13 protein-coding genes are annotated in these 16066 nt (G+C 30.8%); all 13 read right to left on the bottom strand.

Translation table 11 applies throughout. From position 1 onward, the window contains the following. Positions 1-1995, bottom strand: a 1995-nt coding sequence (locus tag CRV01_RS11995) for a dynamin family protein (RefSeq protein ID WP_129008497.1), incomplete at its 3' end; no start/stop codon positions are given. 93 nt (positions 1996-2088) lie between these two features. Continuing rightward, entirely contained in the window at positions 2089-2823 is a 735-nt protein-coding gene (locus tag CRV01_RS12000) for a fumarate reductase iron-sulfur subunit (RefSeq protein ID WP_129008474.1), read from the bottom strand. Continuing rightward, positions 2823-4808 (bottom strand): fumarate reductase flavoprotein subunit, encoded by a 1986-nt coding sequence (locus CRV01_RS12005; RefSeq protein WP_129008475.1) that lies wholly within the window; start codon positions 4806-4808, stop codon positions 2823-2825. The genes CRV01_RS12000 and CRV01_RS12005 overlap by 1 nt, the downstream gene beginning before the upstream one ends. Before the next feature lies 1 nt (position 4809). Further along, the gene (locus tag CRV01_RS12010; protein ID WP_129008476.1) at positions 4810-5598 is read right to left on the bottom strand and encodes a fumarate reductase cytochrome b subunit; all 789 of its coding nucleotides are present in this window, start codon (positions 5596-5598) and stop codon (positions 4810-4812) included. A 216-nt stretch (positions 5599-5814) separates the two neighbouring features. Continuing rightward, entirely contained in the window at positions 5815-7323 is a 1509-nt protein-coding gene (locus tag CRV01_RS12015; protein ID WP_129008477.1) for an NADH-quinone oxidoreductase subunit N, read from the bottom strand. Then, on the bottom strand, positions 7320-8801 hold the full coding sequence (locus tag CRV01_RS12020) for a NuoM family protein (RefSeq protein WP_129008478.1): 1482 nt from the start codon (positions 8799-8801) through the stop codon (positions 7320-7322). Before CRV01_RS12020 ends, CRV01_RS12015 begins: the two co-directional genes overlap by 4 nt. Position 8802: 1 nt before the next feature. Continuing rightward, positions 8803-10689: an NADH-quinone oxidoreductase subunit L gene (nuoL, locus tag CRV01_RS12025; RefSeq protein ID WP_129008479.1), complete on the bottom strand. Its 1887-nt coding sequence runs from the start codon at positions 10687-10689 to the stop codon at positions 8803-8805. Then, positions 10689-11003 (bottom strand): NADH-quinone oxidoreductase subunit NuoK, encoded by a 315-nt coding sequence (gene nuoK, locus CRV01_RS12030; protein WP_129008480.1) that lies wholly within the window; start codon positions 11001-11003, stop codon positions 10689-10691. Before nuoK ends, nuoL begins: the two co-directional genes overlap by 1 nt. After that, positions 11000-11518, bottom strand: coding sequence for an NADH-quinone oxidoreductase subunit J (locus CRV01_RS12035; protein ID WP_129008481.1), 519 nt, complete (start codon positions 11516-11518; stop codon positions 11000-11002). The genes nuoK and CRV01_RS12035 overlap by 4 nt, the downstream gene beginning before the upstream one ends. Beyond that, a complete protein-coding gene (locus CRV01_RS12040) occupies positions 11511-12017 on the bottom strand; it encodes an NADH-quinone oxidoreductase subunit I (protein ID WP_129008482.1) in 507 nt (168 codons plus the stop codon). Before CRV01_RS12040 ends, CRV01_RS12035 begins: the two co-directional genes overlap by 8 nt. Before the next feature lies 1 nt (position 12018). Continuing rightward, complete coding sequence (locus CRV01_RS12045; protein ID WP_129008483.1) at positions 12019-13302, bottom strand: complex I subunit 1 family protein; 1284 nt, start codon at positions 13300-13302, stop codon at positions 12019-12021. Beyond that, positions 13299-14735, bottom strand: coding sequence for a 2Fe-2S iron-sulfur cluster-binding protein (locus tag CRV01_RS12050; RefSeq protein ID WP_129008484.1), 1437 nt, complete (start codon positions 14733-14735; stop codon positions 13299-13301). The genes CRV01_RS12045 and CRV01_RS12050 overlap by 4 nt, the downstream gene beginning before the upstream one ends. Before the next feature lie 29 nt (positions 14736-14764). Continuing rightward, positions 14765-16051: a citrate synthase gene (locus CRV01_RS12055; RefSeq protein WP_129008485.1), complete on the bottom strand. Its 1287-nt coding sequence runs from the start codon at positions 16049-16051 to the stop codon at positions 14765-14767. Between the last annotated feature and the right edge of the window lie 15 nt (positions 16052-16066).

Genomic DNA, 16066 nt, shown 5'->3' on the forward strand with positions numbered 1-16066 from the left:
TACTTCATTTGAAGAAGTTAAAAAGCCTGCTTTAAAGTCATCTTGAAAAAAACCTCTTGCATCAAAATTATCATTTTTGTGACCAATTACAAAACCTAAATCTTGATATTTTTGTTCACAAATTTCTCCAATACTTTGAGATTTTTTAATAAATTTATATCTATAGTCTCTTATTATATCAATAATTCCATCTTTTATAGCTGTTTCAATAATAGTTTTCACCCTTGAACTTGGAGGTCTTTTCTTAGTTTTCTCAAAAGAGTATTTTACGTCATTATATACTCTTTGTCTGATTACATTTTGTAATTCAACAAGCTCTGAACCTAAATATGTTTCTAAAGTTTCTAAGTAAGATTTGGCATCATTTTTATATAAATTAATATCCTCTTTTAAGCTTGTGAAAATTCTTTTGTTTGTGTCTTTTTTTTGATTGAATTCTTCTAAGTCTGTTTCTAATTCCTCTTTTGACTTTGAAAGCAATACTAATTCATAATTAAAAGATTTAATCTCTTTTTCTATTGTTTTTTGTAATTGGGATTTTGCACTTTTAATGACAAGTTCAGATTTATTTGCACTTTTACCAAATAGTGTTTCCTGCAAATAGTTTTCTATTTCTAAAATACCAGTATCTTCAATATTGTATCCTGCATCAATAGCTTCTTGTGCTCTTCCTGTTCTATGAAGTAGTGCCATTTTACCTGAGATTGGAATGAACTTTATGTTATTTAAAATATAATCTAGTTTACTATCTTTATTTTGATTTTTTAATTGATTTTCTATTGAAGTTTTAGTGTAATTAATTACTTCTTCAAGTTGTTCTTTAGATACTGTATCAGCTCTTGTAATAACAATTAATAACTTTGTAATATTTTGGTAAAGTAGGGCATCAATAATAAATTCAACATCTTTTAGTGTAGCACTTTGAGATACATTCATAAGATGAAGCATTAAATCACACTGTGCTAAGTACTCTTTAGTTATCTCTTCTCTTTGAATAACTGGATCATCTAATCCTGGAGTATCAACAATTTCAATTCCATCTTTTAAAAATTCTAAGTCAGATTTTAACTCAACATATTTTACAATATTACATTTTTTGCCACTAGCTTCTGCTGATGTAAAAGCAGCTAAATTGTTGATATCTACTTTTTCATTTACTGATTCTTCTTTTATTAAATTATCTAGGTCATCTTTGAAAATAGATTTTGTTTCTTTTACAAAATCTGCAATTGACTCAATCTCTTTAGCTGATGATTCAATTCTTTGCCATTCTGCTTTATTCCAATAAAATACTTTTGCTTCTGGCGTACCATGTTTTATAATAGTTAAATTTGCAGTTTCTGGAACAACTGCACTTCCAAGAATTTCTTGTCCCATAAGAGCATTTAACATAGTTGATTTACCAGCATTCATAACACCAGTAATACCAATTGAGAATTTTTGATTATTTAAATAGTTATTTGTTTCATCCAGTTCAGTTATAAAATCATTTGTATTAAAAATATTCTTTAAATCTATAATTGTATTTTCTAAAATAGATTTCGCTTCTTTAAATGGAATATTTTCATTTTGATTAGACTCAATCGTTGAATTAATTTCTTTTGAGACAGTTAACTCTTCTGGGTCAAATAATGAGATTAAAATTTTACAAGCAGAACTTTCAATGATATTTTCATCTTTTAAATATTCAAAAGCTTTATGAAGTTTATCAAGGTGAATATTCTTAGTATCAACTTTAAGGGTATCAAGTATGCAGTGTTGTAACTGATAAATATCGTTTAAAGTTTTTACTTCTTTATTTGTAATTTTTGATACAAGGTCATTAAAACTATTTAACGATATATATTTTTCATAATCTTTTCTAGTAACACAAAGTACTAAAGCAGAAATGTCAAAGAAATCATCTTGGTTTTTATTATCTATAGTTCCAAATGTTGTTATTTGTTCTATATGTTTCCCATGATAAAGCAAGAAATAATCATTTGATAAACCCATTGGCTATCTCCTAAAATATTAAAAGTTAATTACTCCTAAGAATAATTAACTTTTAATATGGGGTATTAAAAAGAGGAATAACCCTCTTTTTAATTATTTTAGTGCTACTAATTTTCTTCTTAAGTAAGCAATTTTATTTTGTAGTGGTAAATGTTTTGGACAGTGGTCTTCACAAGCCATTAATGACATACAACCAAAGATACCATCATCATCTCCTACTAACTCATAGAAGTCCTCAGCTGTTCTTTTATCATGAGGATCAACTTCAAATCTAGCAATTCTGTTTAGTCCTACAGGTCCAACAAAATTTGGTCTCATAAGCATAGTACCACAAGAAGCAACACAAATCCCACACTCAATACATCTATCAAGTTCAAAAGTATCATTTGCTACTTCTGGGTCAATTCTTTCTTCCATTTTAGAAATATCAACTTCTTTACCATTATCTACAATCCAAGATTGAACTCTTTTTGACATTGAATCCATCCATTTACCAGTATTAACTGATAAATCTTTGATAAGTTCGAATGCTGGCATAGGCATTAATTTTAATGTACCTTCTGGATAATTTGCAGTAAGTGTTCTACAAGCAAGTGCTGGTTTACCATTAACTACCATACCACAAGAACCACAAATACCAGCTCTACATACGAAATCAAAAGATAAATCTGGGTCAAGCTCTTCTCTAATTTTAGTAAGAGCAATAAAAAGAGTCATCCCTGGAGTCTCTTCTAATTTAAAATCAACGAAGTGAGGTTTAGAAACCTTACTTCTTGGATTAAATTTAAGAACTGATATAGTTATTTCTCTACCTTTTTCAACGCTCATTATTTATCTCCTAATCTTTCGTTTTTCTCTTTATAGTTCATAGGTAATTCAAATGGCATTAATGCGTCTTGAATTTCATGTCTATCTTTACCTTCAGCTTGCATTTTTTCAGTTACTGAATCAACTTCTTCTTGTCTTTTAGCACTTAGTTCATTTTCAATAATCATACCCTTAGCACCATATCCTCTAAATGCAGGAGGCATTTCCATTTTCATAATATCTAAATCAGCATACTCAACTGTTGGTTCAAGATCATCTTTATTTGGCCAAGAACATAGTGTTCTATTTAACCAATTTGCATCATCTCTTTTTAGATAATCTTCTCTATAGTGAGCGCCTCTACTTTCAGTTCTGTCTCTTGCACCTTTAGCAACACAAAGTGCAACTTTTAGCATTTTTGGAACTCTGTATGCTTCTTCAAGTTCTGGATTACCAGCTCTTTCTTTAGATTTAACAGTGATTTGTTTAGTTTTAACTAATAGTTCTTTTAACTCTTCAACAGCTTCTGCTAAAGGCTCACCAGATCTAAAGATACCTACTTTTTCATCCATTAATTTTTGCATTCTATTTTTGATTTTGAAGATATCTTCAGAACCATTGTATGATAAAAGTTCATCTAAGTAAGCATCTTGCTCATCAACAAATTTTTGAACAGTAGCTGTAGGAATAGTTACATCATTTTCTAAACAATAATCAGCAAAGTAGTTACCAATAATCATACCAGCAACAACTGTTTCAGAAACTGAGTTACCTCCAAGTCTATTAAATCCATGCATATCCCAACAAGCAGCTTCACCACAAGCAAATAAACCAGATAATCTAGTTGATTCACCAGTTGGTTTTGTTCTAATACCACCCATAGAGTAGTGTTGCATTGGAAGTACTGGAGCCCAACCTTTTGGACCTTCATCTGCTGGGTCTATACCATTAAAGATTTGACAAATCTCTTGTACGTCTCTTAAGTTTCTTTCAATATGCTCTCTACCTAAAATAGAAATATCTAACCATACGTGATAACCATATGGAGAAGGAACACCTTTACCATTTCTAATATGTTCAATCATTCTTCTAGAAACAACGTCTCTTGATGCAAGTTCTTTTTTCTCTGGTTCATAATCAGGCATAAATCTGTGACCGTCAACATCTCTTAAGATACCACCATCACCTCTACAACCTTCTGTTAATAAAATACCTGATGGAACAATTGGAGTAGGGTGGAATTGTACTGCTTCCATATTTGAAAGTGTTGCAATACCAGTTTCTAATGCAATTGCTGCACCTGTACCTTCACAAATTACTGCATTTGTAGTTTGTTTAAATACTCTACCATATCCACCAGTTGCAATACAAGTTCCCTTTGCAACATAAGCTTCTAATTCACCAGTAATTAAATCTCTAACAACAGCACCATAACATCTTCCATCTTCGTGGATTAATGAAAGTGCTTCTTTTCTATCTCTAATGTCAACATCATGTTTTAAAGCTTCATTTGCAACACCAAATAACATTGTATGTCCTGTTGCATCAGCTGTATAACATGTTCTCCATTTTTTAGTACCACCAAAGTCTCTTGAGTGGATTAATCCATGTCTTTCTTCTTCTTCAGTAATAGTTGTTTTCTTTGCATTAATAATTGCTTCTCTTGAACCAGCCTTAACTCTAGACCAAGGCACACCCCATGAAGCTAATTCTCTAATTGCTTTTGGTGCAGTGTGTACGAACATTCTTGCAACTTCTTGATCACATCCCCAGTCAGAACCTTTTACCGTATCTGCAAAGTGTAAATCTTCATTATCTCCATCAGACATCTTTGAGTTACCTAAAGAAGCTTGCATACCACCTTGAGCAGCAGCACTATGAGATCTTTTTACAGGAACAAGTGATAAAACGATTGCATTTAATCCCTTTTTTTGTGCAGCAACAGCAGCTCTAAGCCCAGCTAATCCTCCACCAATAACTAATGAATCACAGTAATTAATTTTCATATTATGCTAGCCTCCCTGTATTATCTAATTGCATAACTTGTGCAGTTGGAACATATTTTTGCCCAACTTTTCCAGCTTGCGCATTTTCATAACCTATTTTCATATAAGCTGCCAATGTAGCAAAACCTAAAATTAAGAAGAACCAAGTTAAAGATTTTTTCCATAATTTTAATCTTTTTCTTGTTGCTTTTGGATCTTTACCGTCAAACCATCCCCATTTAACAGCTAGTCTATATAATCCAATAGTACCATGGAATTCTACTGCTAATAATAGTAGAATATATAAAGGCCACATCCAGTTAGACCAAACTCTATCTGCACTTGCATATGGTCCAATTGCATCTGCTTGAGTCATTATGATATATAAGTGTACCGAACCTAAGAAGAACATTGCAAAACCTGTAAATGCTTGGATAAACCAAAGTTTAGTGTCTTCATGTCCCATGCTATTAGCGTGAGCTTTCATAACTTGATATTGTTTAAAGTTACCAGGTAACTTTCTCATACCTAAAGCAGCATGTGTAATAAATACAACAAATACAATAAATGCAATAATAGATACTAATAATGGATTACCTCCATCAAAAATAAAACTTGCTTCAAAGAATTTTGTAACGTTATACATAAAGTCTTTACTAACTAAAATAGAAGACACCAAAAACATATGTCCCCACATAAAAAGACCTAGAAATAAACCAGTTGCACTTTGAATATAATCAAGTTTGGCTGGAACTCTACTCTTTTTTCTCTCTACAGTCTTCCCTAAATAACCTTCTATTAGGTCACTCATTTGACATCCTTTCTAGTGATTTTGATTTACATGAATAGCATTATAATAGCGAAAATGTCCTTATAGTGGGCTACAGAGTAATGCTTTGTAATGTACAATTATTGTGCAAAATATATAAGGTAGAAATAAAAAAGCCCTATTTCTAGGGCTTTTTATTTTTTTGTTTGTAGAAGTGTAATTTTAAAAAATCATACGAGTATGTTACATATTAACACATCATGATTTAATAAATAATGATTGAATAGCAATTTGTGTCATTTCAATTAATGTATCAATATTCAATGCTGGAATAAAGAATACAATAGCTGATCCAATACCACCAACAACTGTAATAATAGCTAAAAATGCAATTGCATAAGTAGATACTCTTTTATCGTTGAAGTCATTGTCCATACACTCTTCTTTTGTTGGATAAAAATACATCATCGCAATAAGTTTGAAGTAGTAGTAAACTGAAACAAATGTAGCAATAATTGCTAACACTGCTAATAAAATATATCCTGCATTAATAGCTTCTGTAAATACATAGAATTTACCAATGAAACCAATTGTTGAAGGAATACCAGCAAGTGAGAATAAGAAGATAGTCATCATTGCTGCTAAATATGGTCTCTCTTTTGCTAAACCTTTGAAATCATCATATGTAACTCTTACTTTAGTTTCAGAGATAATATGTGAAATAATACCAAATGAACCAAGTGCAGATAATAAATATGCAATTAAATAAAATACTGTAGCATATGCTGCATGAATGTTTTGTCCAAGGGCAATAAATGCTAATAATAAATAACCTGTATGTACAATTGAAGATGCTGCAAGCATTCTTTTTACAATGTTTTGTGTAATTGCAAGCCATGTACCAAATACAAGTGTAAAGATAATAATAACATACATGATTGAATCCCAGAAATCAATCATAGGTGCGATATCTTGTAATACTGCTCTTAAGAAGAAAGAGAATATAGCAATTTTAAATGTAGATGCCATATATGCAGTAATAATCATTGGCGCACCTCTATATACATCTAGAACCCAAGATTGGAATGGGAATGCTGCAATTTTAAATAGGAATGTAAATAAAATTAACGTTAAACCAATGTATAATAAAGCCATATCTTCATTTGAGTGACTAGAAATATATGAAGCAATTTCTGTTAAGTTTGTAGTAGCAGTTGCACCATAAACTAAAACAACACCTAAAAGATAAAATGCTCCAATAAATGAACCTAATACTAAATATTTGAAAATTGCTTCAACTCTTTTACTGTCTTCACTGTTATAACCAACCATAACGTAAACAGCAAACGAAGCAATTTCAAGAGCAATAAATGCAGTAACAAGTTCGTTAGCATTAGCTAATAACATCATCCCAAATAGAGCAAATAATAAAATAGAGAAGAATTCACCTCTAAAATACTCTTTTGATCTGAAATAGTTTTCACCAATTAATAGTGTTAATAATGTACCTAAAATAAGTAAGATGTTAAAGAAATTTGAGAACGAGTCAAAAATTAAAACATCATTAAAAATATTATTGAATGGTCTAACAGCATATGATTCCCCTAAAGGAATAAATGATAAAACTAAAGCAAGTATAAGTAATATAGACGAAACAGTAATATATTGTTTCGTATTAAATTTCTCTTCATACATGCTCATGAACATTAAGCCAACAGCTGATAGTAAAATTAATGAAACTGGTAATATGTGTATTAATTCATTCATTTTGCTGCTCCAATATGTAAAATGTCATTTAAGTAGTGAGTTACAGTTGGCTCAAACTTATCAATGAAAATATCTGGGTAAATACCCATTAAGAATACAAGAATAACCCATGGAGCTAAACCAACAATCTCTTTGATTTTTAAATCTCTGAATTTTAAAGCTTCACCTTCTCTATCTTGTAAAATTGCTCTTTGGAACATCCATAACATATATGAAGCACCAATAATAACAGTAAGAGCTGAAATATATCCTAGTGTATGGTTAAATTCATAAATACCAAAGATAATTAATAACTCTGATACGAAACCATTAGTTCCAGGAAGTCCTACATTTGCAAATAACATAATTGCAAAAATAGTAGTAAAGATTGGAGACTGTTTTGCTAATCCACCTAAATCTTTAATTGTTTTATATCCTGTTTCATCATGAATAATACCAACAAGTAAGAATAGTGCACCAGTTGCAATTGCATGGGCAATGATTAAATATAAAGCACCATTAATACCAAAAGCATTTAATGAGAAGATACCTGCTGCAATGAAACTTAAGTGTGATGCAGAAGAGTATGCGAACATTCTTTTAATATCATCTTGCATAAGAGCTGCAACACCAAAGTAAACAAGACCAAATAATCCAATAAATACAAACCATGATGAGAATTCAACATAAATCTCTGGGAAAATAGGAATTAAGAATCTAACAATTGCATAAACACCTAGTTTTGCCATGATTGATGATAATAAGAATACTGCACCAGTTGGAGCATTTTTATATGTTTCCATAATCCATGTATGTAATGGGAAAATAGGAATCTTAATAGCAAATGCAGAAAGGAATGCTAAAAATAACCAAATCTTTTCATTGTATGTTAATGATGTAATTTGAGTTAAACTATCATATTGGAATGACCAAGTTCCAAACTCAGCATGATATGTAACTCCTAAATAAAGCATAGCAACAAACATTAAAAGTGAACCAAGCATTGTATATACTGTTACTTTAATAGTTGTGAATACTTTATCCCCAAATCCATAAATACCAATCATTAAGAATACTGGTAATAACATAACTTCCCAGAAGAAATAGAATAAAATTACATCTAATGCTAAAAGTGAACCAGTAACCCCTGCTTGTACTAATAGCATATTAATCCAGTAACCTTTAGTTCTTCCTTCCCATAATAAAAGATATGCTGTAGGAATTAAAATAGCAATCATCATTAAAATAGTTAAAGAGAAACCATCAACACCAATGTAGTAGTTAATACCATAAGAGGCAATCCATGGAACATTTGTAACGAACTGCATACCTGCACTTGGTTCAAACTCAATATAAAGTTTTAATACAAGTGCTAAGATAACTGTTGTTGTTAAAAATGCAATGTTTCTAACTGTTTCTACATGCTTAGTAGTAATCATTAAACCAAATGCTACTACTGCTGGTAAAAATATAATAAACGATAAAGTATCTGCACTCATATTACAATCCTAAAGAAATATATAAATAGATAAATACAGCACTCATACCTACAAGCATGAACGCAGCATAAAATCTTACATTAGCATTTTGAATAGTTGCAACTTTTTTACCAAACTCAACAAACTGTTCACAAGTTGTCATGATAAATCCATCAATGATTTTTGAATCTAAGATCTTATCAATGAATGAAGAGATTTTTTTAGAGAATTGAACAAATACTAAATCATAGAATTCATCTACATAGAATTTATTAGCAATAATACCTTTTTCATCTTCTGGTTTGTAAACATCAAAGTTTGCGTATTTTTTGTATGCAACAAAAATACCTGCTGCTGCAATTAAAATTGATGCAGCCATTAATATGTACTCAGTTGAATGAGACATATGAATTTTTATAGAGTTAGTTTGAGCTAACCAATTATCAACTAAATTTGAACCACCAAAAATAGCTGGGAAGTTTAAGAACCCTGCAAATACTGCCCCAACTGCTAAAATCATAAGTGGGAAAGTAATTGTTTTTGATGTATAAACATAAGGAACACTCTCTTTATTTGGTGCAACAAACACAATAAAATAAAGTCTAAACATATAAAATGCTGTTAAAAATGCTGTGAACATTCCAATTCCCCAAATTAAATATTCTCCTTCTTGGAAAGCTGCTGCTAAAATAGCATCTTTAGAGAAGAAACCTGAAAATGGTGGAATACCTGAAATTGCAATAACACCAATTAAGAACGTAAATTTAATAATTGGAAGTTGTGCTCTATGTTGTGCAATTTTAAAGATATTTTGTTCGTGGTGTAAGGCAATAATAATACCACCTGCACCCATGAATAACATAGCTTTAAAGAAAGCATGTGTAAATACATGAAAAAGTCCAGAACTATAAAAACCAAGTCCTACAGCAATAAACATGTATCCTAATTGAGACATAGTTGAATACGCAAGAATCTTTTTAATATCTTGTTGTCTTGTTGCAATAACAGCTGCAAGTAATGCAGAAAATGCACCAATATAAGCAATAAATACACCAATCTCTTCAATTCCAGAATATAAGAAATGAAATCTTGCAACCATATACACACCAGCTGTTACCATTGTAGCTGCGTGAATAAGTGCAGAAATTGGAGTTGGTCCTGCCATTGCATCTGGAAGCCATACATATAATGGAATTTGAGCTGATTTCCCCATAGCACCAACAAATAATAAGAATCCTGATAATACTAATAATTCAGGTGAAGCATTAGAAATATTAGCTTCAAGTGAAGAGAAGCTTAAATCAACTTGTCCAAGTGCAAAGAATAAAGTAACAATTCCTAAAAGAAATCCAAAGTCACCAACTCTATTTGCAATAAATGCTTTGTTACCAGCGATAACATTTTCTTTATCACCATAGTAGAATGCAATTAGTAAGTATGAACAAACTCCAACACCTTCCCATCCAATGAAAAGAATAACTGGGTTATCTGCAAGAACTAAAATTAACATTGATGCTAAGAAAAGATTGAAGTAAGCAAAGAATTTACCAAAACCTTCATCTTTTGTCATATAACCAATTGCATAGATGTGAATTAGCCATCCAACAAAAGTTACAAACATTGACATAAAGATAGCTAGATTATCACCTAAAAATGCCATAGTAATATTTAAATCACCAATATTTACCCAAGTAAATAGTTCTTGTTTAAATGTTACTCCACCATCTACCATGTCTAAAAATAGAGTTAACGTGATTAAAAATGCAATTAATGGTGTACCTGTTCCAATAATAGAAAATAGTGTTTCAGATACTGGCTTTCTTTTTACGTGGTAAAAATATAATCCACCATTTAATATTGCACCCATTAATGGAGCAAGAATAATCCAAACTAACAGTGAAGTATCCATCATGACTTCTCTCCTTGTGTTAGTGTTGTAAAGATATCAGTATCTAACGACTTTTTTGTTCTAAATAATAAAATAATTACAGATAAGAAAATTGCTGCTTCTGCTGCTGCAATTGAAATAACCATAACTGTAATAATTTGTGGATCCATATTAAAATGATATCTTGCAAATGTTATAAGGAAAAGTGCAATTCCATTTAACATAAGTTCTATTGACATATAAATAACAAATATATTTCTTCTTGCAATTACACCTATTACACCAATAGAAAAAAGAATCATAGAGACAAAAGCATAAGATGTTAAACTAATCATGCATTCTCCTTATTAGATTTTTTTCTTTTTGCTAAAACAATTGAACCAACAAGCGCAACTAATAGAAGAATCGAAATTAATTCGAATGCTAAAATCCAATCATTATATAATAAAGCACCAACTGGTTTAATATCACCAAAAGTGCTATTAGCAATAATATTCATATCAGCTTCTGGAAGCTTTGATACTGCTTTTAAAATAACAACATTAAAAGGAATCATTATTGCTGCACCAATTCCAATTAATAAATACTTCTTAGGCTCTTTTGGAAGATGCTCTTCTTTAATATTAAGAAACATAAGTAAAAATAGAATCAGTGTCATAATTGCACCAGCATAAACAATAATTTGTACCATAAACAAGAATGTTGCATTTAATAGTGCAAACAGACCTGCTACAGCTAAAATAGAAACTAATAATCCAAGTGCTGAGTACATTGGTTTTCTAAAGAATAGCATCATTACTGCACCAACTATAGCAAAAATACTAAGTGCTACAAATATTAAATCACTCATCATCAAAATCCTTTGATCTTTCATTGCTCATTAGGTAATTTTTATCAACAACGAAATCTTCTCTTTTATCACCTGTAAAACTAAAGATTCCAGTGTCCATTCTAATAGCATCACAAGGACAAGCTTCTACACAGTATCCACAGTATACACACTCTAGAAGGTCAATTTTGAATTCTTTTGGTCTTTTTTCAGCTTTACCATCAAATCTTTCTTCTGCATCAATAAAAATACATTGAGCAGGACAAGCAGTAGCACACATATAACAAGCAACACACTTTTCACTTTCATCTTCCCATTTAGTAAGTCTGTGTACACCTCTATATCTATCTGTGATATCATCAGGTTGAACTTCAGGGTACTGCATTGTTTTAAGATTTGAAACGTCACTCAAATTTTCTCTAAAGTGTCTAAAAGTAGTCTTCATACCACCCATTATAGCAGGGATATATAATCTATCTTTTAGAGACTTTCCGTGTCTTTCTACAATTTTAATTCCCATATTAACTTCCTGTCACAACAATAAATGTTGCTGTTATTACAATATTTAATATCGCTAATGGAATAAGAACTTTCCATCCTAACATTTGTAATTGGTCATATCTAAATCTTAATAGAGTCCATCTAATCCAGATGAATACTAAGTTCATAAGTAAAAATTTAACTACAAATGTACCAATTTGGATAACTGCTGTTGCAATATTAACACCATTTTCACCAAGTCCTGTAACTAAGAACATAATTAAAACAGCAGAGATAACAATTGCAAGTAACCAGAATCCTCTAATTAAAATATTCTTTTCTCTATGTCTTTTATCATTAGCATCTAACCAATCATAGTTTTTATTCATCCATTTAGCAAAAAGGTATGCTTTAATTGGTAATAAAATTACAATAGCTAAGATAACATAGTTGATGTTACTTTGAATAGTTGCTGTATCCATCCATGGAATATGATATCCACCTAAGAATAAAGTAACAATAATTGCAGATGATGCACTCATTGCTGCATATTCACCAACTTGGAAAAGACCAAATCTCATAGCAGAATACTCAGTGTGATAACCAGCAACAATCTCAGACTCACCTTCCGCAATATCAAATGGTGTTCTGTTTGTTTCAGCAAATGCAGTAACAATAAAGATTAAAGCTGCAAGTGGCTGCATAAAGATACCCCATGAAGGAATAATTCCAAAGAAAGTATCACCTTGTGCTTGTACCATATCATTTAAGTTGATTGAACCATATGTTAATAAAATAGAAATAATAGATAGTCCCATTGCTGCTTCATAAGAGATAACTTGCGCTGAAGCTCTAATACCACCTAATAATCCATATTTATTTTGTGATGAATAACCACCTAAAATAATACCAAATACTGATAGACCTGCAAATGCTAAGAACCACATAATTCCAAGTTGAGTTGGAATAGCTTGCATCATAAAACTTTCACCATCAATAACTAAGTTATCTGCAAAAGGAATAACTGCCATTGTTAAAAATGAACAGATAAATACAAGTGCTGGTGCAATTGTATAAAGAAATTTCTCTTTAATATGTGAAGGAGTAAAGTCTTCTTTAAATACAAGTTTTAACATATCTGCGATTGCTTGAATTAAACCACCAAGTCTAATTCCTCCAATGTCACATCTATTTGGACCTGTTCTATCTTGAATAAAACCAGCAACTCTTCTTTCCCACCAAACCATAATTGGTGTAGTACCAACTGATAAAATTTTAGCAAGAAGAATGTTTACTATAATAATTACTATTGCAGCTGTACTCATAGGCTACCTTTTTCAACCATAGATTTAATATGTTCAATAATTGAAGATACTGATTCCATTGGTTTATCTTTATTAAGTTTAGAAATAACTTTTTGTTTTTTACCTTCAAAGTTAATGTAAGTACCACTTTTTTCATAGAATGATGAAATAGGAATAGCTACATTAGATTTTGAAATTGTTAAACAGTTATGAGAGAAACAAGAAATAACAGTTTTACCTTCTAAAATCTCTAAGTTTTGATCGAAGTAGTTATTATTTAATATAATTACAGTTTTAGCTTTTGCAATTTTATTTTTAAAATCTTCTTCTGATTCATTAATGTTTAATTCTTTAAAAGATGCTCTGTTTGGACTTTTATCACTTTTTCTTAAATAATCATCTGCAAAACTTTCATCAATATATTGTGGTGAATAACCAGTAATCTCAGCTTTTACAGCTTCAGCTAATTTAACTGTATTTTGCATTTCTTCTAAAGATAATGATGGATCTAATACAAAAAGAATATCTTTTTTCTCTGTTAATATTTTATATACACTAGCAATCGTATTACTAAAATCAGTTTCTGTAGAGTTAATTAAAGAAGTTGTAAATCTATTTTCTTCTTCATTTTTGTATGAAAGTCTACCTTCATCACAAATAAACCAACCATTTACATCTCTATTTACTCTTGGTCTAAATCTAAAGATTTGGTCATCTTTATATTTTTCTTTTCTATGGTCTACATGGATATTACATCCCATAGAACAACCATTACAAATTGCATCAAAAGATTCCATAAACCAAACTCTTTGTTTAAATCTAAAGTCTTTAGAAGTAAGAGCTCCAACAGGACAAATATCAACAACATTCATTGCATATGGATTGTCAAGTGGTTTCCCTGGGAATGTACCAATTACAGAGTGATCTGCTCTAGAAATAACACCAAGTTCATTTGTACCAGTGATTTCTGAACAAAATCTAACACATCTTGTACAAAGCACACATCTTTCTTGGTCTAACATTACATTAGAACCTAAATCAACTCTTTTTCTTGCAGTAACTTTTTGATTTACATTTACTCTTGATTCATAGAATCCAGACTCCATGTAATAATCTTGCAGTTTACATTCTCCTGCTTGGTCACATGTAGGACAGTCAATTGGGTGATTAATAAGTTCAAGTTCTAAAATATCTCTTCTTACTTTTTCAATATTTTCACCTTTTGTTCTTACAATCATACCTTCTTTAACTGGAGTATCACAAGCAATTTGCGGTCTTTTTTGACCTTCAATTTCTACCATACACATTCTACAGTTACCATCTTTCCCAAGGGCTTGATGGTAACAAAAATGAGGAATATGAATATCACGATCTAAAAGAGTATCTATTAAAAGACTACCCTTTTTTGCTTCATGTTCTTCCCCATTTACTGAAAATTTAACTAATTCACTCATAGTGCGTCATCTCCTTTATTAGACACTTCTTACTTACCTGTATATAGTTGTCTTGGTCTAGCAATTTTAGCTGCTGGATCTTGTTTTAATTCTGACCATTGAGAAATCCATCCTGGAATTCTTCCAATAACAAAAATAGGAGTAAACATCTCTACAGGAATCTTAAGTGCAGTTAAAATAACACCTGAGTAGAAGTCAATATTTGGATATAATCCTCTATCTTTGAAGTAATCATCACTTAATGCTGCTTCTTCAACTGCTGCAGCTACGTCTAATAACTTAGAATCTAAGTTTAATTCTTCTCTTAATTGATCTTGTAATAATTTAAGTGTTTCAGCTCTAGGGTCTCTATTTTTATAAACTCTGTGTCCGAATCCCATTAATCTAAATGGATCATTTTTATCTTTTGCTTTAGCAATATAAGTAGGTACATTTTTTACATCACCAATTAATCTTAATTGATCCATAACTTTTTCATTCGCTCCACCATGAGCAGAACCCCATAATGCAGAGATACCAGAAGCAATTGCAACATATGGATGTGCTTCTGTTGACCCAACATTTCTAACTGTAGTAGTAGAAGCATTTTGTTCGTGATCAGCATGTAAAGTTAAAATAGCATCTAATGCATCAACTTCAACTTGTTTAATTTCATCATTTTTACCATCACCTAAGTATTTCATACTTCCATTTGGATAAGCTCTTAACATATATAAGAAGTTTTCTGTGAAATATTTATTTACATCTGGATAAATTAATGGAGTACCAATTGAATTTCTATAAGCCATTGCTGCAATTGTAGGCATTTTAGCTAAAATTCTTCTTCTCATTGTTTTGAATTGTTCTTCATCTTCTAAATGTAAATGGTCTTTATAAAATGCAGATAATGCCATTGTTGCAGCACCCATAGTTGCCATTGGGTGAGCTCCATCTGGTAATGCATCAAATAGTCTAATAATACCTTCATTTAAAAATGATCTATGTCTAATTTCTAAATCAAAAGCTTTAGACTCTTCTTCACTTGGAAGTTTTCCCATCATTAGAAGGTGACAAACATCTAGGTAAGATTTTTTACCAGCAAGTTCTTGAATAGGGTAACCTCTATATCTTAATTCAGAATTTTCTCCATCAATAAATGTGATTTTTGATTCACAAGATGCAGTTGAAGTATATCCAGGGTCATAAGTAAACATTCCAGAATCTTTATAGAAAGTTCTAATATCTAATACATCTGGTCCTCTTGTACCACTTAAAACATCATACTCATAAGATTTACCATTTCTGTTATCCGTTAGTGTAAAAGTATTCTTTGCCATCTTTTATATCTCCTT

Source organism: Arcobacter sp. CECT 8983 (assembly GCF_004118855.1).
Lineage (GTDB): Bacteria > Campylobacterota > Campylobacteria > Campylobacterales > Arcobacteraceae > Halarcobacter.

Excerpts from the sequence above, each read along its gene's own strand:
- CRV01_RS12045 (WP_129008483.1), bottom strand. The coding sequence starts at position 13,302 with ATGAGTACAGCTGCAATAGTAATTATTATAGTAAACATTCTTCTTGCT.
- CRV01_RS12020 (WP_129008478.1), bottom strand. The coding sequence starts at position 8,801 with ATGAGTGCAGATACTTTATCGTTTATTATATTTTTACCAGCAGTAGTA.
- CRV01_RS12055 (WP_129008485.1), bottom strand. The coding sequence starts at position 16,051 with ATGGCAAAGAATACTTTTACACTAACGGATAACAGAAATGGTAAATCT.
- CRV01_RS12040 (WP_129008482.1), bottom strand. The coding sequence starts at position 12,017 with ATGGGAATTAAAATTGTAGAAAGACACGGAAAGTCTCTAAAAGATAGA.
- nuoL (WP_129008479.1), bottom strand. The coding sequence starts at position 10,689 with ATGGATACTTCACTGTTAGTTTGGATTATTCTTGCTCCATTAATGGGT.
- CRV01_RS12000 (WP_129008474.1), bottom strand. The coding sequence starts at position 2,823 with ATGAGCGTTGAAAAAGGTAGAGAAATAACTATATCAGTTCTTAAATTT.
- CRV01_RS12050 (WP_129008484.1), bottom strand. The coding sequence starts at position 14,735 with ATGAGTGAATTAGTTAAATTTTCAGTAAATGGGGAAGAACATGAAGCA.
- CRV01_RS12005 (WP_129008475.1), bottom strand. The coding sequence starts at position 4,808 with ATGAAAATTAATTACTGTGATTCATTAGTTATTGGTGGAGGATTAGCT.
- CRV01_RS12035 (WP_129008481.1), bottom strand. The coding sequence starts at position 11,518 with ATGAGTGATTTAATATTTGTAGCACTTAGTATTTTTGCTATAGTTGGT.
- nuoK (WP_129008480.1), bottom strand. The coding sequence starts at position 11,003 with ATGATTAGTTTAACATCTTATGCTTTTGTCTCTATGATTCTTTTTTCT.
- CRV01_RS12010 (WP_129008476.1), bottom strand. The coding sequence starts at position 5,598 with ATGAGTGACCTAATAGAAGGTTATTTAGGGAAGACTGTAGAGAGAAAA.
- CRV01_RS12015 (WP_129008477.1), bottom strand. The coding sequence starts at position 7,323 with ATGAATGAATTAATACACATATTACCAGTTTCATTAATTTTACTATCA.